General features: G+C 52.1%; 17 protein-coding genes and 4 tRNA genes. 6 read left to right on the top strand and 15 right to left on the bottom strand.

Annotated features, from left to right (window positions below):
- The 10 genes from Q7J88_RS03020 to Q7J88_RS02975 all read right to left on the bottom strand — a co-directional run.
- Positions 1–258, bottom strand: a 258-nt coding sequence (locus Q7J88_RS03020) for a GTP-binding protein (protein ID WP_303720674.1), incomplete at its 3' end; no start/stop codon positions are given.
- Positions 259–368: 110 nt separating this feature from the next.
- Positions 369–444, bottom strand: a tRNA-Thr gene (locus Q7J88_RS03015).
- A 32-nt stretch (positions 445–476) separates the two neighbouring features.
- A tRNA-Gly gene (locus Q7J88_RS03010) sits at positions 477–553 on the bottom strand.
- 115 nt (positions 554–668) lie between these two features.
- Positions 669–753: transfer RNA gene (locus tag Q7J88_RS03005), tRNA-Tyr, on the bottom strand.
- A 50-nt stretch (positions 754–803) separates the two neighbouring features.
- Positions 804–879 (bottom strand) — tRNA-Thr (locus tag Q7J88_RS03000).
- 276 nt (positions 880–1,155) lie between these two features.
- Complete coding sequence (locus Q7J88_RS02995) at positions 1,156–1,710, bottom strand: hypothetical protein (RefSeq protein ID WP_303720673.1); 555 nt, start codon at positions 1,708–1,710, stop codon at positions 1,156–1,158.
- A 405-nt stretch (positions 1,711–2,115) separates the two neighbouring features.
- Complete coding sequence (rlmB, locus tag Q7J88_RS02990) at positions 2,116–2,859, bottom strand: 23S rRNA (guanosine(2251)-2'-O)-methyltransferase RlmB (RefSeq protein ID WP_303720672.1); 744 nt, start codon at positions 2,857–2,859, stop codon at positions 2,116–2,118.
- The gene (gene pyrF / locus Q7J88_RS02985; protein WP_303720671.1) at positions 2,860–3,591 is read right to left on the bottom strand and encodes an orotidine-5'-phosphate decarboxylase; all 732 of its coding nucleotides are present in this window, start codon (positions 3,589–3,591) and stop codon (positions 2,860–2,862) included.
- Between the two features lie 4 nt (positions 3,592–3,595).
- Positions 3,596–4,828, bottom strand: coding sequence for a DUF4388 domain-containing protein (locus Q7J88_RS02980; RefSeq protein WP_303720670.1), 1,233 nt, complete (start codon positions 4,826–4,828; stop codon positions 3,596–3,598).
- Positions 4,829–4,852: 24 nt separating this feature from the next.
- Positions 4,853–6,571: a proline--tRNA ligase gene (locus tag Q7J88_RS02975; protein WP_303720669.1), complete on the bottom strand. Its 1,719-nt coding sequence runs from the start codon at positions 6,569–6,571 to the stop codon at positions 4,853–4,855.
- Positions 6,572–6,791: 220 nt separating this feature from the next.
- On the opposite strand from Q7J88_RS02975, the gene Q7J88_RS02970 reads away from it, so the two are divergent.
- The gene (locus tag Q7J88_RS02970; RefSeq protein ID WP_303720668.1) at positions 6,792–8,018 is read left to right on the top strand and encodes a DUF4382 domain-containing protein; all 1,227 of its coding nucleotides are present in this window, start codon (positions 6,792–6,794) and stop codon (positions 8,016–8,018) included.
- A gap of 110 nt (positions 8,019–8,128) precedes the next feature.
- Here the strand turns inward: Q7J88_RS02970 and Q7J88_RS02965 are convergent, their stop codons facing one another.
- From Q7J88_RS02965 to Q7J88_RS02950, 4 genes are all read right to left on the bottom strand, one after another.
- The gene (locus Q7J88_RS02965; protein WP_303720667.1) at positions 8,129–9,241 is read right to left on the bottom strand and encodes a DUF3524 domain-containing protein; all 1,113 of its coding nucleotides are present in this window, start codon (positions 9,239–9,241) and stop codon (positions 8,129–8,131) included.
- 8 nt (positions 9,242–9,249) lie between these two features.
- On the bottom strand, positions 9,250–10,311 hold the full coding sequence (gene ispG, locus Q7J88_RS02960) for a flavodoxin-dependent (E)-4-hydroxy-3-methylbut-2-enyl-diphosphate synthase (RefSeq protein ID WP_303720666.1): 1,062 nt from the start codon (positions 10,309–10,311) through the stop codon (positions 9,250–9,252).
- Between the two features lie 75 nt (positions 10,312–10,386).
- Positions 10,387–11,301, bottom strand: coding sequence for a response regulator (locus Q7J88_RS02955; RefSeq protein ID WP_303720665.1), 915 nt, complete (start codon positions 11,299–11,301; stop codon positions 10,387–10,389).
- A 123-nt stretch (positions 11,302–11,424) separates the two neighbouring features.
- Positions 11,425–11,706, bottom strand: a complete 282-nt coding sequence (locus Q7J88_RS02950) for a transporter substrate-binding domain-containing protein (RefSeq protein ID WP_303720664.1) — start codon at positions 11,704–11,706, stop codon at positions 11,425–11,427.
- A gap of 265 nt (positions 11,707–11,971) precedes the next feature.
- Here Q7J88_RS02950 and rlmD point away from each other — a divergent pair, with 265 nt between their 5' ends.
- Positions 11,972–13,354: a 23S rRNA (uracil(1939)-C(5))-methyltransferase RlmD gene (gene rlmD / locus Q7J88_RS02945; RefSeq protein WP_303720663.1), complete on the top strand. Its 1,383-nt coding sequence runs from the start codon at positions 11,972–11,974 to the stop codon at positions 13,352–13,354.
- Positions 13,355–13,739: 385 nt separating this feature from the next.
- On the opposite strand, the gene Q7J88_RS02940 is transcribed toward rlmD, so the two are convergent.
- Positions 13,740–14,651 (bottom strand): LysR family transcriptional regulator, encoded by a 912-nt coding sequence (locus tag Q7J88_RS02940; RefSeq protein WP_303720662.1) that lies wholly within the window; start codon positions 14,649–14,651, stop codon positions 13,740–13,742.
- Positions 14,652–14,964: 313 nt separating this feature from the next.
- On the opposite strand from Q7J88_RS02940, the gene Q7J88_RS02935 reads away from it, so the two are divergent.
- The 4 genes from Q7J88_RS02935 to Q7J88_RS02920 all read left to right on the top strand — a co-directional run bounded on the left by Q7J88_RS02935 (position 14,965) and on the right by Q7J88_RS02920 (position 19,785).
- On the top strand, positions 14,965–16,131 hold the full coding sequence (locus tag Q7J88_RS02935; RefSeq protein WP_303720661.1) for a GSU2203 family decaheme c-type cytochrome: 1,167 nt from the start codon (positions 14,965–14,967) through the stop codon (positions 16,129–16,131).
- Positions 16,132–16,155: 24 nt separating this feature from the next.
- A complete protein-coding gene (locus Q7J88_RS02930; protein ID WP_303720660.1) occupies positions 16,156–18,555 on the top strand; it encodes a GSU2204 family CXXCH-containing (seleno)protein in 2,400 nt (799 codons plus the stop codon).
- Positions 18,556–18,696: 141 nt separating this feature from the next.
- Positions 18,697–19,290 carry a sulfurtransferase-like selenium metabolism protein YedF gene (yedF, locus tag Q7J88_RS02925; RefSeq protein WP_303720659.1) on the top strand — a complete coding sequence of 198 codons (594 nt, stop codon included), beginning with the start codon at positions 18,697–18,699 and terminating at the stop codon, positions 19,288–19,290.
- A gap of 126 nt (positions 19,291–19,416) precedes the next feature.
- Positions 19,417–19,785 carry a PleD family two-component system response regulator gene (locus Q7J88_RS02920; RefSeq protein WP_303720658.1) on the top strand — a complete coding sequence of 123 codons (369 nt, stop codon included), beginning with the start codon at positions 19,417–19,419 and terminating at the stop codon, positions 19,783–19,785.
- Positions 19,786–19,872 lie beyond the last annotated feature (87 nt).

The raw sequence follows: 19,872 nt of genomic DNA, 5'->3' as shown, positions 1-19,872 counted from the left end.
GTGACCCGGGCAGTCAACGTGAGCGTAGTGACGGTTCGCAGTCTCGTACTCAACGTGAGCGGTAGCAATAGTGATACCACGCTCGCGCTCTTCCGGAGCATTATCGATCTGATCGAACGCCTTAACCACACCAGAACCCATGGCTTCCGCCAGAACCTTGGTGATTGCTGCAGTCAGAGTGGTCTTACCGTGGTCAACGTGACCGATGGTCCCGATGTTGACGTGCGGCTTTGTCCTCTCAAATTTCTCCTTGGACATGATGATCCTCCCTTTGTAGTTTTGTCTTTTGTAGCGACAGCTTGTTATTTAGTTTTTTTGCGCGACCACAAGTCACTAAGTATAAACACAAAAACCCCCGCAGAAAAGACTGGAGCCCTCAACCAGATTTGAACTGGTGACCTCATCCTTACCAAGGATGCGCTCTACCGACTGAGCTATGAGGGCTTACCTTGCCTCTTTACTGCGGAGCAGATTAATGGAGCGGGAAACGGGATTCGAACCCGCGACCCTTAGCTTGGAAGGCTAATGCTCTAGCCAGCTGAGCTACTCCCGCCCAAACTTACTCTGCTCTATGTGCGGATTGGAGTCCACGCGGCTCTGCCCCAGTTCCTACGACGACCCCGTCTCCTGGCGCACAGCAACCGGGCTTCATCCGGCATGCTTTCAAATGGTGGAGGGGGGAGGATTCGAACCTCCGAAGTCACTGACGACAGATTTACAGTCTGTTCCCTTTGGCCGCTCGGGAACCCCTCCAAGGGATTTCTATATTCTATTGTCAGGCCTTGCAGCCACTTGTATTTCAGTGGAGCTGGCGAGAGGAATCGAACCCCCAACCTACTGATTACAAGTCAGTTGCTCTGCCTATTGAGCTACGCCAGCACAAGACGGGACTTATACCTCAGGAGGTTGCCGATTGCAAGAAAAAAAACCTGTTTGCAAACAACATCATCCCGGCGCGATGCAGCGTGGGTTTTATAGTGCATCGACAATAGGTTGTCAAGCGCAAAGGAGAAAAAAATGCCCCAACTTTGAATCTGCAAAAAAGATACTGTTTTCACCCGTTTTTTTCGGGGGAAGGGGGGCATTCAGGCAAAGGACCAGAAGTTTCTCTCTGGTGGGAAAACTGACAATGGGCAGCCTCAGCTCCGAATAAAGCTAAACTTCATATTTTATGCTACGTTCAATTCCGACGAACCACACAAGGGCGACCAGTAGCACAAAGATTACCAGCCCGATATAGTCATAAAAAAAATTGGTTTTCCACAACAATAAATCTCCTGACCAGACCAAACTCCACCAGCGGATCAGGTTCGCAATCAGCAACAATGGTAGCCCGAAAATCAATGCATTCTTCTTCGCCTTTTTGGTAGTAGGAAACACCAGCACGAAGACGACAAACACCAAACCGGCAGACAACACCGCGCACTCTGGAGTTATTGTCCACTGCGTCGAAAGCATGTGCAGCTCGACATGTTCAAGCATCACCCGCAAACCACCTACGTCAAATAGCCAATCAGGAAGCCCGGCAGCAAACCTCTTCAAGACACCCAACAAGTCGGCGGGCGGCAACAGCCAGAGAAGAGCATTGAACAGTAGCGCCAGACAAAAGAGTACGATCAAGCCAGGTACTAACCCCTTCAGCGTACCAGTCCCTATGACCTCACTCCTGTCATTCCGCTCACTGCGTACCTGCGATGACTGCTGCATCATGATTTGCGTCCCCTTTCTCGTTGGCCATTTAATCAATTTTCCGCATTCTCCAAAGTGGCCTCCAAACTATGCAAAGCACAAGCCAACGAATATGCCCTCAGGCAAGCAGTCAAAAAGAAAAAGTCCTATAAAAGGAAAACCCGCAGACTTTATAAATACCTACCAGTCTCGAATTGCCGAAAAAGTTCCCCTTCAAGCCACTGGCCCTTATTCAAAAAACCGGGAAAGCCTTCCCTCAAAAACCAGAAAATAGCTTGAAACCAATAAAATTTTGGGGATATGCCCAGTTCGAATCGGCATACTTGTCGTCCGGGAACGAATGCTCAGGCTTATAGAGGCAATGGAAGGGACCTACTTTTGTTCAGGCAAACCATCTATCAAGAAAGGTGAAGCCAGTGGGAAATATTACTTCTGCCCAGTTTGACGCAACACTTCGAACAGCGCCACAGCCGAGGCAACCGAAGCATTTAGCGAGCCAACCCGGCCTTGCATCGGGATCGACAACAGTCCGTCACAATGTTTGCGGATGTTTTCGCGCAAGCCCTTTCCTTCACTGCCGACCACTAGCGCTAAATTCCCGCGCAGGTTGGTTTCATAAAGATTCTGTGCACCTTCTTCACCTGCGAGGCCATAACACCAGATCCCGGCCTGTTTCAAATCCTCGATCGTACGAGCTAAATTAGTCACTTGGCAAAGAGGCAAATACGCAAGGGCACCAGCGGCGGTCTTTTCCACCACCGGGGTCACCGGACAGGAACGATCTTTAGGGACGATCACACCATGACAACCGGCCACTTCGGCACTGCGTAGAATCGCGCCGAAATTATGTGGATCGGTAATACCGTCAAGCAGTAGAAAGAACGCATTGCGATCAGTCCCCCGCCAACTATCGAGCAACTCTGAAAGATCACAATACTTGAATGGCTCAAGGCTCAGTAGCACTCCCTGGTGGTGATTATGCCCGGCCAACCGGTCAAGCTCACGCCGTTCGCGGAAAACCGTTTTCACCTGTCTGGTATTCGCCAGTTCGTGAAGATCTTCCAGACGCGCCGAACGTTCGCCCTTAACCAGCAGCAACTCCTGTGGTCTGCGGCCGCTGCCAGACAAGGCCTCGCGAACCGGATTCACCCCGTAAAGAAAATCTGCCATCTATTTCGCTGCCAGAGCCGCGTCGATCTCGGCGAGGATTTGGCCGGCAGCATCGAGAGGATTGGGGGCGGCAGAGATCGGACGGCCGATCACCAGAGCGGTCGCGCCGGCAGTAATAGCGGCGGCAGGGGTCGTCACCCGCTTTTGATCATCCAGTGCGGCAAAGCTCGGCCGCACCCCTGGAGTCACAATCTGAAAATCCTCACCGCAGACAGCCCGGATCAGCTCGACTTCCTGCGGCGAAGCGACCACACCGTCAAAACCAGCATCCTTGGCCAGTTTGGCGAGACGCGGCACCATTTCGGCCACCGGGAGGTCAATGCCAACCGCGCGCAGGGTTTCTTCCGTTGACGAGGTGAGGATAGTTACCGCCAACATAATCGGTCGCTGGTTGCCGGTCGCGGCACACCAGGCATCCACCTCCTCCACGGTCTTCTTCATCATCTCCGGTCCACCGAGCGCATGCACGTTGAACATCCGCACCCCCAACTTACAGGCCTCTACAGCCGCCTTGGCCACAGTGTTGGGAATGTCATGATATTTCAGATCAAGAAACACCTCGCCGCCACGCTCCCGCACCATCTGCACAACCTGCGGTCCACATTTGGTGAACAGCTGTTTGCCGATCTTGAACAGCCCGACATTTTCATGCAACTCGCTAACCCATTTTTCAGCAGCAGAGAACTCATCGACATCGAGGGCAAAAATCAGGCGTTGCTTAGCATTTTGCATTTATTCAATCTCTCTCGACCAATTCCCGAACCCGGGTGGTCACTTCCTGGACGCGGGCAACCAACGGCCGGGCATCTTCGCCATCCAGTTCACCGCGTACCACCGTCGTTATCATAAACACCAGCTCGCAGAGGGAATCGGCCAGCAGCTTCCTCTTGTCTCCTTCTTCCAGACCGTTCAGGTTTTCAACGATCGTGTGGCCATCGAGGGTGCCATCCTCAAGCAGTTCAACATCGCGCAGCACAAAAGAAAACGGCTGCTGCAATTCGGCCAGGAACTGGGAAATTCGCTGCAGAAAGGCTATATCATCTTTCAACATCCGCTGGCAAAGAACCTTAAGTAGATTGTTATAGGCGATCAGAATCTGCCCCAACTCGCCCCCGATTTCACTCACCGGAGTCTCTGCCATCTGAAGCAACCCTTTTTCCAGCAATGAGTAAAGGTTGCGCAGACCATCAAAAGTACTCATCCCAGCCTTGCGAAACACCTCCTGCGCGGTCATCACTTCAACTTCGACCAGTTTCAGCAGGCGGACCTCGCTCTGCGGCAGGTTAACCGCATCGGCAATCATTCCAGTCAAGGTTGGATAGTATTCGAGGGAAATAATCCGGCGCATAAACAGCGCTTCTTCGTCTTGCCGTCGCAGTCCTTCCATAATCAGGTTCTGCGTGCTCATCGAAAGCCGCAGGATCTGCTCCTGATCGAGCGCCCGTGACTCAAAGTGGAAACCGCCCTGCTGCTCGGCAAACAGATTATAGACAATTCCCTCAATCTGACTGCGAACCGCCCGCCAAAGGTCGCTCGGCGCGACTTGTCCACGTTCGACCAACAGCTTGCCGAGAGATTTCCGGCCGCGCGCCTGTTTGCGTAGCTGCTGCAAGGCTTCGCGTTCTACCTTGCCGAGAGAGAACAAGAGTTCGCCCAGCTCCTCGCTGGCGAAGGTGCTGGTGGCAAAGACAATTTCTCCCTTCTGAAAGTAAAGGGACTTACTGCCGTTTTTCAGATCGAAATGGAGGATTCCTGTCTTACGGAACATATTAAAGAAAGAAAGCAGGTCCGGTATCGACAACTCACCCAGAACCCCGGCTAACAAGATCGGGGTCGTCGTTTCCGCCCTGCCGAGCAACAGGTGCCCGGCGGAGTTCGAGAGGGCCTTAAGCGGCGCGTCCCGTAATTGATGGCGCAAAGCCAGCGGCAATTTTAACTGGCCATCGCTGTTGATTTTCAACTCTGTCATCGAAAGTTCCGCAGCCGTACGTCGTTAACCTGCCAGTGCAGCATCAACATGACGCTGCAACTCCTTGGCCGCGTCGGCCAGCGGCAGAAGCGACATCTCACCCGTGGCGCGAACCTTCAGCTCGACATTGCCTTCCTTCAGGTTGCGGGCACCAACGGTGAGCCGCAACGGGACACCGATCAGGTCAGCGTCTTTGAACTTGATGCCGGGACGCTCGTCGCGATCGTCGAGCAACACCTCGACACCGAGGTCGAGCAGTTCCTGGTAGAGCTGTTCCGAAGCCTCTCGAACCGCATCATCTTTCGGGTTCACCATCGACACCAACACCTGGAACCGCGCCAGCGGCATCGGCAGACACATACCATGCCCGTCGTGATTCTGTTCGATCGCCGCAGCCACGGTTCGGCCGACGCCGATCCCATAGCAGCCCATCACCAGGGTGCGAGTCTTGCCTTCGTCGTCGAGCACGACAGCATTCATTGCCTCGGAATACTTGGTACCGAGCTTGAACACGTGCCCCACTTCGATGCCACGCCAGCTTTCGAACTTGCCGCAATCGCAGCGCGGGCAGGGATCTCCAGCTACCGCCTGGCGCAGGTCAGCGAACTGGCTGACCTCGAAGTCGCGCCCTAGGTTTGCCCCGGTGTAGTGGATATCGACAGCGTTGCCACCGACCACAAAATCGGCCATCGCCTGCACTTCGCTGTCGGCAATGACTCGTATTTTCAAATTGATCGGCCCAGCAAAGCCGACCGGAGCACCGGTCGCTTCTTTGACGACATGCTCTTCCGCTGGCAGCGCCCAGTCGGCACCAAGCAGGTTGGCCAGCTTGATCTCGTTCAGTTCACGGTCACCGCGCAGCAGCACCGCCACCACTTCATCGTCCGAGGTCTGGATAATCAACGTCTTGACCAGCTTGTTCGCTTCTATCTTGAGAAAGCTCGCGACCTCTTCAATAGTCTTCTGCCCCGGGGTATCAACCTTCTGCAACTCGGCTGTGGCCGGTGGAGTTGCGATTTCGCGATAGATCAGCTCGGCCTTTTCGACGTTAGCGGCATACTCGCAGGCATCACAGGAGACAATCGCATCTTCGCCCGATTCGGCCAGTACCATGAACTCGTGCGAAAAGCTGCCGCCGATCGCCCCGCTGTCCGCCTCGACGGCTCGGAATTTGAGACCGCAGCGATTGAAGATGTTACGGTACGCCTGATACATCTTGCTGTAGGAGGCATCGGCCCCGGCATCGTCCAAGTCGAAAGAATAGGCATCTTTCATGATAAACTCGCGGCCGCGCATCAGCCCGAAACGAGGACGGATCTCGTCTCGGAACTTGGTCTGGATCTGGTACAGGTTAAGCGGCAGTTGTTTATAGGACTTGACTGTATTGCGGACTATATCGGTGACCACTTCTTCGTGGGTCGGCCCCATACAGAAATCGGTTTCCTTGCGATCCTTGAAACGGAGCAGCTCCTTGCCGTACTTTTCCCAACGTCCCGACTCCTGCCACAGCTCGGCGGGGTTGGCCATCGGCATCAAGCATTCGATCGCGCCCGCCTTGTTCATCTCTTCGCGAATGATCTGCTCCATCTTACGGATCGACCGTAGCCCGAACGGCATATAACTATATACGCCGGCGGCGACCTTGCGGATCATACCTGCGCGCATCATCAACTGATGACTGATCACTTCGGCATCGGCCGGGTTCTCTTTGAGAGTCGGCAAAAGGTACTGGGTGTAACGCATGAGAAAAGTCCTGTCCTCGTTTGAAGTTCAGTGGTTCTATATATTGATCATTTACTTTATTGAAAGAAAAGAAGGGAAAATTAACCCGTTTCGCACTGAAAAGCAAGCGACTAGGCAATTGCATCCAGATCAACTATACTTGTTTGAACATGTTGTTTGAACAATCATTTCAGCTACATTGCTCTTTTTTTCACAATGTTCATTCACAAGGAGGTCTCAAATGAAAAGTTATTCAGCAAAATTCTGGCAATTTTTAACCGTCACGCTGACGATTCTATTGCTTACCGCCTGTGGCGGTAGCGGTGGCAGTTCAAGTTCGACAAGCACAGGCACCCTCCAAACATCCCTGACCGACAACTCCACCGAGGACTACAAAGCCATTTATGTCACCATAGACCGCGTCGATGTCCACTCAGAGAGTGGTGGCTGGCAAACAGTGGCCAGCCCGGAGGGGACGTACAACCTGCTCTCACTCGTCAACGGCGTCCGAGAGGAGCTCGGGATCAAGACGCTGGATACTGGGCACTATACCCAGCTACGCTTGATCCTTGGCAAAACAGCGGAGCCCAACGCCGCCAACATCCTGGAGAAATTGCATCCTTACGCCAACTACCTGATCGATAAGAGCCTTATCCCTAACGAAATAGAGCTGACAGTTCCCAGTGGCTTCAATTCCGGGATTAAAGTGGTTTCCGGTTTTGACATCTCGGAGAACCAGACCACCGAACTGATTCTCGATTTCGACGCGATGAAATCGGTCGTCAAGGCCGGTTCCAGCGGGCAATACCTACTCAAACCAACGATCAAGGTGTTAGAAACTGTCGACTCCGCGGTGGTCAGCGGGCTGGTCAGTGACGATGCAAACGATTCAGTGCTGGGAGAAGCTCTGGTCAGCGCCCAAATCTACAATAGTGACACGGATGATGATAGCACCCAAGTCGAGATGGTACGCAGTACCATTACTACGGGAGATGCTCTCGAAGACAGTGGCGGTCTGTACAACTACTTATTAAACCTACCTGAGCAACTGGATAACGTCCATTACAACCTGGTCGCCTATCGTACTGGCTATCAGCCATCATGCACGGCCATCAAACCGAAAGTTGGCACCTTGACAACAGTCGATTTCCCCCTGACTGCCACCACAGAAACCGGAACAATCACTGCCACAGTGAATGGCATAGACACAACCACAAACCCGTATGCCACCATCGATTTTCGCCAGGCAGGACTCTGTGAAGTGTATCCAGAAGAGATAATTAACGTAAAAACACTTGAGATCGCCGCCAATGGGATCTACAACCTGGTTCTTCCGGTTGGTGACTACAAGGTCGTGGCGACAACTTACGATGAAGAGGACGACGGAACTATCAGCAATCAAAGCACCATAAGTACTACTTTCAGCGTCACCCCTGGTGACTCCAATCCACTCGCTATAGATTTCTAGCCGGAATATTGTTTGCCCTGAATTAGAGCAGCCCACACCAGACCAAGCGTGGGCTGCTCTGCCTTCATCGGGCTTGATAAGCAATCTTAAATATGCTCTGCAGTGGATCTTTACCGGCAAGCTAAAACGGTAAAAAGATCGTCGTATTTTTGTGCTTGTACACACCAGTCATATTGGCAGACCAAAGAAGAAAGGTTTTCCTCCCGCACCTCCACCTGCTGACACAGTTGCGATAATCGCTCAACCAAAACGTCGGAATTGTCGTAGAAATGATTGTCACGCAGTTCTTCCGGAATGTGCTCAGGATATGCCATCCGCTTCGGCAGTAGCGGATAGCAGCCGCAGTAGATCGCTTCAACCACACTGATGCCGAAAAAATCGTGTACCGAGGTAACCGGCAGGATATCGGCTCGCAATAGCCAACCGGCGTAGTCGGCGAAGGTCTCGGCGTAACCCCAATGAACGATCTGCATTTCGAGGCGTTTCCTGGCCTCGGCAAAAATTCCCGGCTGTTTCCGGTACGATTTGCCAAGTACTGCCAGTTCAAAATCGATTCCCCGCTCTTGCAAAGTGAATAAGGCGTGAAAGAACTCGTCCGGGTTTTTGTCGTACTCCCAACGATGGTTCCAGAGGATCAATGGCGACCGGCTTTGTTGCTCTTGCACAATTGAGCGATATCGATCGAACTTGTGTAGGTCAAGGCCAAGGTGCAGGGTCCGTGATTTTTCCGCGATCTTATCAACGCTATCGACTTCTTTGTAGTCAGGAAAGGTGTTGAGAAAACCGGGCAGTTCGGCAAGAAAATCTTTGCGATGATAATCAGAATTAAAAAGCACCGCATCCGCCGTCAATGCCGAGATATAATTGATAAAACAGTAGTGGGCATCACGCTGCAGGGCAGGATCGACATCGGTCGGCGACCAGGGGTAGCTGAGTTGGTTCTCGTGCATGTAGAGCGCAACCGGAATATTGGCCGTCACTTCCCGGGTGAGGGCGAGGAAAGATGTCAAGTCGAGCATATCGGTTGCCAGCAGCAGATCGGGGCGATAGCCACCGTCCAGAAACTGGTGCGCCAATGTCACCGCGCCGCCATGCATCCGCCACTTCCAGTGGTTCCCTGGCAAAGAAAGGATTTCCACCTGATGCCGGCTGTGCGCTGCAAAGTCTTTGGCCCAGGTAGCGTGCGACCCGACCATGAAGGGTTCGAGCAGGGCGATCTTCATCAGCGAACTCAGTCCTTCTCTTCAACCATCTTCCAGGCTTCGGACACCAGAGCGTCGGCCAGTTGATCCTGCGGCACCTTGCGCAGCACCTCTCCTTTACAGAACAGGAGACCCTGCCCTTTGCCTCCTGCAATACCGAGATCGGCTTCGCGGGCCTCACCAGGGCCGTTGACCACGCAGCCCATCACAGCGATGGTCAGAGCTTTCGGCAGGTCATGCAGGCGGCGTTCAACCTCCTCGGCGATCTCGATCAGATCGATCTGGCAGCGGCCACAGGTCGGGCAGCTGACAAACACCGGCCCGCGCTCGCGCAATTCCAGACTTTTAAGGATCTCGAAGCCAACCCGAACTTCCTCGACCGGATCACCGGTTAGAGAAACCCGCAGGGTATCACCGATCCCCTCGTAAAGCAGAGCCCCCAAACCAACGGCGCTTTTGATCGTACCGCTCCAAGTGGTGCCTGCCTCGGTGATGCCGATGTGCAGCGGATAGTCAACCTGGGTCGCTAGCCGCCAGTAGGCGCCGACAGTGCGGCGGATATCGGACGCCTTGAGGCTGACCTTGATCTCCTGGTAGTTCAGATCTTCCAGAATGCGGATGTGACTAAGGGCACTCTCGACCATAGCATCGGGAGTCGGGTGGCCGTATTTCTCCAGCAGTTCCTTCTCCAGCGAACCGCCATTGACCCCTATGCGGATCGGCACCTGCCGTTCGCGGCAGGCGGCAACCACCTCTACGACCTTCCAGCGCTCACCGATGTTGCCAGGATTCAGGCGCAGGCCATCCACCCCCTGCTCGACGGCAGTCAGCGCCAACCTGTAATCAAAGTGAATATCGGCGATCAGCGGAATCCTGCAGCCCTGCCTTATCGCCCCAAGGCAATCGGCGGCCTGCTGATCGGGAACCGCACATCGAACAATTTCGCAACCGGCCTGTTCCAACTGCGCGATCTGCGTTAGCGTTGCCTGTACATCGCGGGTATCAGTATTGCACATCGACTGCACACTGATCGGCGCGTCACCACCAATTCCCAGATCGCCCAGTTTGATTTGACGGGATCTACGTCGCATTTGTTTAATCCTGTTTATAGCAAAAGCTTTGAAAAAAAGGGGGTTCCCCCAAATGACATATTTCGTGTGTATCTTTCATGAAACGGCAGAAAGACAGGGAAGGCGGTTCCGCCCACCCGGATCCGACTCGACCTCGATCACACCGGCATGAGCAGAAGCAATATCCTGGCAAACCGCAAGGCCGAGCCCGCTTCCACCTTCGTCACTGCGGGTAGTGAAATACTTCTCAAAGATCTGCTCCCGTATTTCAGCTGACATGGCGATACCGTTATCCTCGACATTCAGACAAAGATGTCGCTGGCTGGGGTCCAGCTCTTCCGGCGGTGAGGACTTCGCTTCGGCAATCGTTAATTTTATACGCCCCTTGCCAGCGGCGGCATTGCTATTTCCCAGTGTCGCATGCTGGGCGTTGATCAGCATATTCAGCAATACCTGCTCGACATGCAATTTGTTGGCAACCACCAGTGCCGGTTGGCATAAAAACTGGATCTTGAATTTGATCCTGCGGCTCAAGGCCCCCGTGCAGACCTTTTTCAGTTCATAAACAACTTCCCGGGCACAATCAGCCTGCAGCTGTTGCAGGGCAATATCAACCGGCTCGATACCGATTGCCGCTTCATCCTCCTGTGGTTTCGCCAATGGGAGGAACTCTGCAGCGACCCGAAATAGTTTCTCCCGACTCACTGGTTTGCGAAGATAACCGTCGAAGCCGTACTGGTTCACTTTCTCCAGATCCTCGCCCATCACCGAGGCGGTAAAAGCGACCACCGGGATCCTCTGCAGCCTCTCATCCTGTTTCATGGCGGTGATCGTCTCGTATCCGTTGAGCACCGGCATACGCAGATCCATAAGTACCATATCTACCGAGATCTGTGACAGCAATTCGAACGCCTCCTTGCCGTTGCCCGCTTCATGGAAACTGACGGCGCTGTCTTTGAAATGCCCCATCACCAATCGTCGGTTACCCTTAACATCATCAGCGATCAACACGTTGGCCGACTGGAACTACCAAATACTAACCGCGTCCCCTCCCCCCGTCCTTCACAAGATCAGCACCAGAAAAGGGGACAGCGTTGAGAATATCGACCCTGCCAGCCAACCGCTGCAAATACTCTACAGCGATGCCTCAGTATAGAAAATGCCGGTGTGCAAATCGGCGACACCACTTTTCACCATATCCAGCGATTCGGCAAAGGTCTCAACCTCTACAAATTTAAGGTTCAGGCCGGTTTCTTCCGCCAGCAGCCGCCAGTACTCGTTCAACAAACCGGAGGCTTTGCCGGACTCCTCGGTAAATTTTATCGGCGCGATTCCCCGGTTGTAGACAACTTTCAGCAAAGCCTGCTCAGGTTCCTCCGCCCAGATATTGCCACAAATCAGGCAGCAGCTCAGCAAACCGATAATTGTTTTCTAAAACATAACTCATCCTGCCGAATGGAGTGGCGTCCCTCAAAAACAAAATGGGTTCGAAACGCTGGCACAATTGCAAAGGGTAATGACAACTCGGCTATAATCAAATAAGCCGAAATCCCCCAAGCCTGAAACAAATTATAAAATAGCCTGTTACATCCATGCACTGAGCTGTCGATTGACTTTGTTCACAAACCGGGAGTACCCTGCGAATCCCCAATGTGCAACTCAACCAAAAGAAAGAATTTGTGTGAAGAAGAAACAAGCGAAGAAAATCCAGCCGCGCCCTACCTTAAAACTGACCATCGAGAACCTCGACAATGAGGGAATCGGCCTGGCCCCGCACGAAGGGAAAATAGCTTTGGTGCAAGGAGCGCTGCCGGGTGAAACGGTGATCGCCGAGGTGGAACACGAAGGGCGGACTCACATCTACACTAGGCTGCGGAAAATCTTGCGCAACGCGCCGCAACGCACCACCAATAACCCCTGCAAAAAAGAGTTTACCTGTCTGGGGTGCCCGTTGATCGGTTTGAAGTACCAGGGGCAACTGGACTTTAAACAACAACGGGTGACCAACGCGCTGGCCGATCATGACCTGCTTCGCGAGGGGTTGGTCCACCCAACCCTTCCAGCTGAACAGACGCTCGAATACCGCGCCAGCGCCAAACTGGTTTTCGGTCGCAAACGGGAGCGGGTGCTGATCGGCCTCTACCAACGCGGCAGTCATGAGATCGTCGATACCGGCGATTGCCCGATACATCATCCACTTATCAACCGGATCATCAATGTGGTCAGGGAAGAGGTGCAACGCCAGTCGATTTCGGTCTACAGCAGCCGACATAAAAAAGGGCTGCTACGCTATCTTTTGATTCGGGTCAGCCCGGAGAACAACAAGGCCCTAGTCACCTTTGTCAGCAACTTCCGCGATCTGCAGCAGTTACCGAAGCTGGCCAAATGGCTGATGCGCAAAGTACCTGAAGTGATAGGCGTACACCAGAATATCAACAGCTCAACCGGCAACGTGATCCTCGGCCAGGAGACCATCAAACTGCATGGTCTGCCCGACCTGATCGAGCAGGTCGGCGGGATTCGCCTGCGGATTGCACCTGAAGCTTTTTTTCAGGTCAATACCCGTCAGGCGGTCCGGATTTACCAATTGGTCCGCCAATGGGCGAACCTGAGCAAAAAAGATAACGTCATCGACCTCTACTGCGGGATCGGTGGGATAGGTCTGCATCTGGCCAAAGATGCCAGACAGTTGGTCGGTATCGAATATGTTGAACAGGCGGTGCGAAATGCGGCCGACAACGCCAACCTTAACGAGCTGGACAATTGCCGTTTTGTTGCGGGGGATGCAGCAGAGCAGTTGGAGAAGTTGGCCGCACAGTTACACCCGGTGCGGCTGGTATCCTTGAACCCACCGCGCAAAGGCTGCTCGGAGGAACTGCTGCAGATCCTCTGCGGCATTACCCCTCAGCAGATCATCTATGTTTCGTGTGACCCCGAGAGCCTGACCCGCGACCTGAAGGTACTGGTCGAAAACGGCTACCGGATCGAACAGGTCCAGCCCGTTGATATGTTCCCGCAGACAGCGCATGTGGAAACAGTTGTTGAGCTGAAACGGATGGAATAAAGATGTTGAATAGCGCAAAGCTGGCAGCGATACTGCTGATCGTTGCCGGCATCATCCACAATTACAGCTTCATGTGTCATAAGCTAGGGGGATACAGGTTTTCTATCCGGCAACTCCGATCGGCGAATTATTGTTCGAGCTAGGTTGGATTGTGCTTGCGGCAGCAGGACTCTACCTGACCTTTACATTGTCACTAGTGCTTTGCGCCGTTGCTGCGGCGATATATTTTCTGTTGTTCCCGTTCCTGCTCAGCCGCCGCTGGCCCGACTGCTCAGTTTCAACAGCCTAATGGAATATGTCGACCATATCGACCCGCCCCAGAAGTCCAACCAATGGAAATGAAAATTAAATAGTTCAGCGCTATTTCAAGCATCGGCTAAGTGGTCTAGCCAAATGGTAACGGCATCTTAAATTCCTTGAATACGCAATTTACAAAGCTGCGGAGCAGTTTGTCTTCAATCCGATCTTTATCCAGAATTACGCTTCGGCACCGCTCATGAGGGAAGTCTTTTACCTCGTGCGCTACCATCTGACCGTTTTCAAGGTAACCTTTGACCATTTCTTTCGACATGAATGAAATCCCACCACCATTCAGTACGGTCTGACATGTGAGGTGCAGGTCATCCGAAGTCACGACGCCGTTGAAATCCTCCAGTTGCTTGCCCGCCTTCTCCAGACCAGCGCAAACCAGCCGCTTCGAACTGCACCCATCCTTTCGGGTCAAAATCCGCATCTCCAGCAAAGTCTGAAGCTCAATCTGGGGCGGCGGAAGTTTTAAGGACGGGGAACTGACGAAGACCAACTTATCATTCGGTAGCGGACAGATCATTAGGCCGCTCAAATCAGTCTCACAGCAATGCTCGATGACGGCCAGATCGAATTCATGGTTTCGTACCCCTTCGATAGCATCATCGGGACTGTTGAACAGAAACTTCAAATCAACAGTAGTGCTGTTTTCCAACATAAACGAGTTCAGAACAGAGGCCAGATAGACGGTCCCGAAGGTCGGGGTGCAACAGAGTGAAATTCGCTGTTTATTGTGCAACCGCTGCAGATCGCTAATCAGAGTGTCCTGAATCGCAAGCACCCGCTGCGCACTCTCCATTACCAGTTCACCGGCCGATGTTAATACCAGCTTGGAACCGGAGCGATCAAGCAGCTTGTGGCCGAAGCGCTCTTCAAGAAACTTAATCCGCTGCGAAACTGCTGACTGTGTAAGGTTCAGCTCTTCAGCGGCTTTGGAAAAGCTCCCGGCTTCAACTGCCTTAACAAGCGTTCTCAGATACCTAGTATCCATTCAATTTCCTAAATATTTAAATATGGATCTATTAACATTCCTAATATAGCCATTAAAATGTTTCGCTTCAACTCAATTTTAAAAAAATATAATCTCATCGAGATTTTCCATAGAAACGTACAGGTGTCATTTGATTTACACATATTGGCTACAACTAATGACTTTAACTTTCCCCAGTTTTTTTCTCAAACGTAAACCATCCCAGAACACACCCGTTCGGAAAAGGAGAAAATATTTGCCGTTTGGGTCGGCTGCAGCAGAGACAACTAGCTGCAACTTCATCAGAGATTTGGAATAACTAAAAGGAGGCAATATGTCACAAAAGTTTTCCGGCCCCCTATCCTGCAAACTGGCGAGCTTGTTTGCTTTGCTGCTACTAGCAGCCTGCGCAACAGGAACGATCCGTGAAAAGGTCCTTACCATGCCAGTGATAGAGGGTGCTAGCTATGTCGGACAGGAAACCTGTCTTGGCTGCCACGAAAACAAATCTGCAAGTTTTACCCATAATGTTCATGGCCGATTGGCTGATTTTGAACTGATGGGTGCCCAAAAAGGCTGTGAATCCTGCCATGGACCGGGCAGCTTACACGTCGATGGCGGTGGCGACACTGCGAAGATTCTGCGTCCGCTTGAACTGAAATCGGAAGAAACAGCAGCCATCTGCGCCAAATGTCATACCGACGGAGAGCTGATGGATTGGACCTTCAGCGAGCACGCTTTGGCCGATCTGAGTTGCACCGACTGTCACAGCATGCATGCCGAGAATTCCGGAAAAGCGTACTTGAAGCAGACGGGCACAGAGCTTTGCTACAGCTGTCATCAGGAACAACGCGCCAAGGCGAACCTGCCCTCGCACCATCCGGTTGCAGAGGGAAAAATGTCCTGCAACGACTGCCATAATCCTCATGGCGAACTTGCAACCGACGAACAGGCCCGCGACTTGTGCCTGAACTGCCATAGCCGCTACCAGGGTCCCTTTGTTTTCGAACATGCACCGGTTGAAGAAGATTGCTCGATTTGCCACGATCCTCACGGCACGGTTGCCAACAACCTGCTGCAGCAGAACGAACCGTTTCTCTGTCTGCAGTGCCATGAAAGCCATTTCCATGCCGCGCGTATCGGCGGCACAGTCGATGTTGGTGACACCTTTACCTTCGATGGCAACAAGCTGGATGAGCTTCGCTCAACCAATCTGGCTGCCTACGACTGGATCACCAACGATGCATCTAATGGCAACCCGGTTCCTGGGACAGCGTTGACGCCAGCCGCCTCGAACAGTTTCCTGACTGGTCTTGGCCTTGATCCGGTCACTGTTCCCTTCACCAATACGTTTGGAGCAGACGGCTGGCGCAAAGGGTTCCTGACCAAGTGCACCACCTGTCATTCTGTGGTTCATGGTTCAGATCTACCCTCACAGTCCGCTCCGGTTACAGACAGTAATGGCGATGCCGTAGGCAGTGGCCATGGGCTAACCCGCTAAGCAATCACAGCAAGGAGGATTTACATGCAAGCTATTTGCAAATGGCTCCTGGCGCTGTCCATCGTTGCGCTGTTGATACCTCTGCCACTGTTCGCTGCCGGTGATGACTTTTCCGGTTCAGTTGAGTTGGGTGGGACAGCAGTTGACTTTACCGATAGCAGCTCCAGAGTCAATGAATACATCTCATCAAAAAATGAAGATGGTGCGAATGCAACCGGCAAGTTCGACCTGAGCTTCCACCCGAAAAATGGGGTAGTAGCGGAAGCGACTGGCGACTTAAAAGGCGCACGAAACCAGCAAGTCGAGGGTCTGATCGATTTAAACCGTATTTTTAAAGGCTCTCTTAAATACAACGTCCTTGAACATCGTCTTGACCATGACCGGCTTGATTACATGGATGCCGCACTCGTCCGTGGCGGCATGAACAAAACCACGCATGAACCGGTTCCAATTGCTGCGGTAACTCCTGATCTGGTTCCCGCATTCGTGCTGGTTGACGGCGCAACCAATACTGTCCTCTATGGCTCGGATACAGGAGACTTTTCGACCGTCGCGGATGGGGTCGACGATTATGTTATTCAGACCGGCGGTGCTTCAATGTATGCGGAAGACTTGGTCCCTGAACAGGCATTCTCCATTACCCGCAAGGAATGGAAAGCCGATGCAGAGCTGACCGTTCCAGCCATGCCCAATGTGACCTTTGACGTCGGTTACCGTAACGAGAAACGCGAAGGGACCGATCAATCAATCAGCATGAGTAAATGCTCAAGCTGCCACGTTACTGGTGAGAGCAAAGAAATTAATGAAACCACCGAAGATTTTACCGCCGGGGTTACCGGAAAATTCGGGCTACTGACCGTGCGTTATGAGTTTCTAGACCGTAAGTTCGACACCGGGCCTGCCGACACCCGTATTTATGATTCAAGCATGAAACCGGGTCAACCGTTCGGCAACACGATTTTCGATGACCGCATCACTTACGATTACGATGATGGCTTATTGCCAGCAGACACAGTCCCGGAATCGGAAAAACAGAGCCACTTGGTCAAAGCCCGCGTCGATCTGGAAAAAGACACCACGCTGATCGGCAGCTATGTGACCAGCAAAGTCGAAAGTAACAAGACCGATGAACCGGGAATCTTTACCCTAAACAAGTCAAAAATTACGACTACTTATGATGGCTATGGGCTGAAAGCAACAACCCGTTTCGGTAAAAAACTGAAGGTGAGCGCCCGAATCAAAGCGGAGAAAATAGATACTGATGACATCAGCGCTACCTTCCAGACCATAACAGCCCCGACCAGTCCTTCAGCCGGCATCACCTACGATGCGACCAACACGGGGCTGTTCACCTCCGACTTGGAATCGCTCAGCAGCCGTGATGTTTTGACTGCCAGATTAAATGCGGTCTATCGCCTGGCGGCAAAAACAACCCTGCGCCTAAAGTATGAGTACGAGAACGAGGATCGTGACGACGGCGATTTTTCTGAAACCACTGCTCACACCTATAAAGCCAGCATCAACACCCGCTTAAACCGCAAGCTGTCACTGCGGGCTAGCTACACGTTCGAAGATATTGACAACCCCTTCCACAACCCTGAAGCGGCGCTGGTCCCTGTTGGCGATAATATTCTTCAGGCCAAATTTGGCGTACCCGGTTATATTGTTGGAGGCAACTCGGCTCTCTACGGGACAACCTTTTACGATGCCCGCGAAGCTGATTTAACCAATCAGCCGGAAAAAGTCCATCAACTGAAAGTCACCAGCACCTGGGCGCCAAAGGGGAATTTTGCTGCAACCCTCAATCTGCGGTACAAAGACGAAGAGAATGACCTGAATCACTCTCAATGGGAACAACAAACTTATAACACCGGCCTGACATTCTGGTATGCCCCAACGGCTGACCTGAATTTTACTATGGCTTATAATTACTTTGATCAGCGTGCAAAAACAGCCTTCTGCCAAGGCTTCTATGATGGCTGAGGTGGTGTCATCGTATCGTCCCAGTTCGGGACGACCTGTGAAAACGTCGAGTATCAAACCAAAGCCCACACTCTTTCTCTTAGCGCTGACTACAACGCAACCGAGAAACTTAACCTGTTCACCAACGCCATCTATAACCTTACTGAAGGCGGCATGAACAGCTTCGCCCTGCAGTGGCCGGATGGATTCGATCCGACAGCTACCGATCCGGTTCTGTTGGCACTTTATGACGTGACCACCATGACCGGAGTTGAAACCTACTCCGACCTGGAATACCAGCAGGTTAGTGTCAACATCGGAGGGAGCTACTCTTTCTCTCCTGCCCTGTATCTGACTGCTCAGGCAGGGTATGATCTATTTGTCGATGATCAGCCGTATGTCTATGGTGATCAGGACGGAGAGATGTACAGCGTATCTTTGGGAATTGGATATCGTTTCTAACCGTATCGCGTACAGTTACATCTTGAAAAAAAGCCCGGCTGGCTCCAGCCGGGCTTTTTTTTCAATTTTACCCCAGAGTAGACTTTTCATGAGCGATATCATAACCTCTTGTTTATTACTACTCACAATCGGAGAACCAAAATGATTCAGCTTGATTACAGCCAACTCCAGTGCCCACACCCGGTCGTAGAAACCCGCAAGCAGATTCTTGCCACACCAGATGAAATTCTTTCCGTTCTGGTCGGCGACCAGACAGCCAAAGAAAATGTTATCCGTTTGGCAGAAAAAATGGGCTACCTGACCAGTTGGGAGACTGAGGGACCGAACTACAGACTGACACTGACTCCCGACAGCCCCCAACAACAAAAAGCACCACAAACGATACTAGCAACGGTTAGAGGCAATGTTGTGATCTTCTGCGCCAGCGACCAGATGGGTAGTGGCGACCTAGAGTTCGGCCAAGTTCTGCTGAAAAACTTTTTTGTTACCCTGCTTGAGCTTGATTCCCTACCCGACCTGATTCTTTTCGTCAACAGCGGCGTCAAGTTGGTCTGCGCTGGTTCCGAAGCATTGGAAGCTCTGAATTCTCTGGCCTGCCGCGGGGTTGACATCGCCTCCTGTGGACTTTGTCTTGATTATTACAATTTGAAAGAAAAGCTCAAGGTGGGGCGTGTAACCAACATGCTCGAGATCGCTGAAGCGCAGATGCAGGCGCATCGAATAATCCGACTTTGATCCGGAAGAATGATCAATCCATTTGCTAATACTTGTTTATTTTTCGCCCATAAGCTAACATAAGAGAATATTAAGCTTTTGCTCATTTTAGCCTCAGGATACTATGCAAGGGGGAAGGATACCTTTTTGAAAAAGAAGATTCTTGTCGTTGACGACAGTCAACCAATCCTCGAACTTGCATCCACCATGCTGAAGCTGCTCGGTTACGAGCCACTGAAAGCCAGCACCGGTATTGAGGCACTCAGGGTGCTGTCGCAAGAGGCGCCGGATCTGGCTCTTCTTGATGTCGTCCTCCCTGATATGGATGGTTTTAAGATCTGCCAGCATATCCGCAACAATGCAACTTTGGCTGAAATGCCGGTGTTTATGGTTTCTGCCAAGAAAACCACCGAAGATATGGAACGTGGACAAAAGGTGGGGGCCAATGAGTATGTTACCAAACCGTTCAAGTCGGCCGAAATGGCACAGCTGATAAAATCTTATATAGGCACCTGACAAAAAAATAACCGTGATTTTGCCAAATGCTTTCCATGAATCATGGAAAGCTTTTTTTTTCTGTCTGCAAAGCTACCAACAACTGCT

The organism is Malonomonas rubra (assembly GCF_003247215.1).
Lineage (GTDB): Bacteria > Desulfobacterota > Desulfuromonadia > Desulfuromonadales > Geopsychrobacteraceae > Malonomonas > Malonomonas rubra_A.
This window is presented reverse-complemented; position numbering and strand designations above follow the sequence as displayed.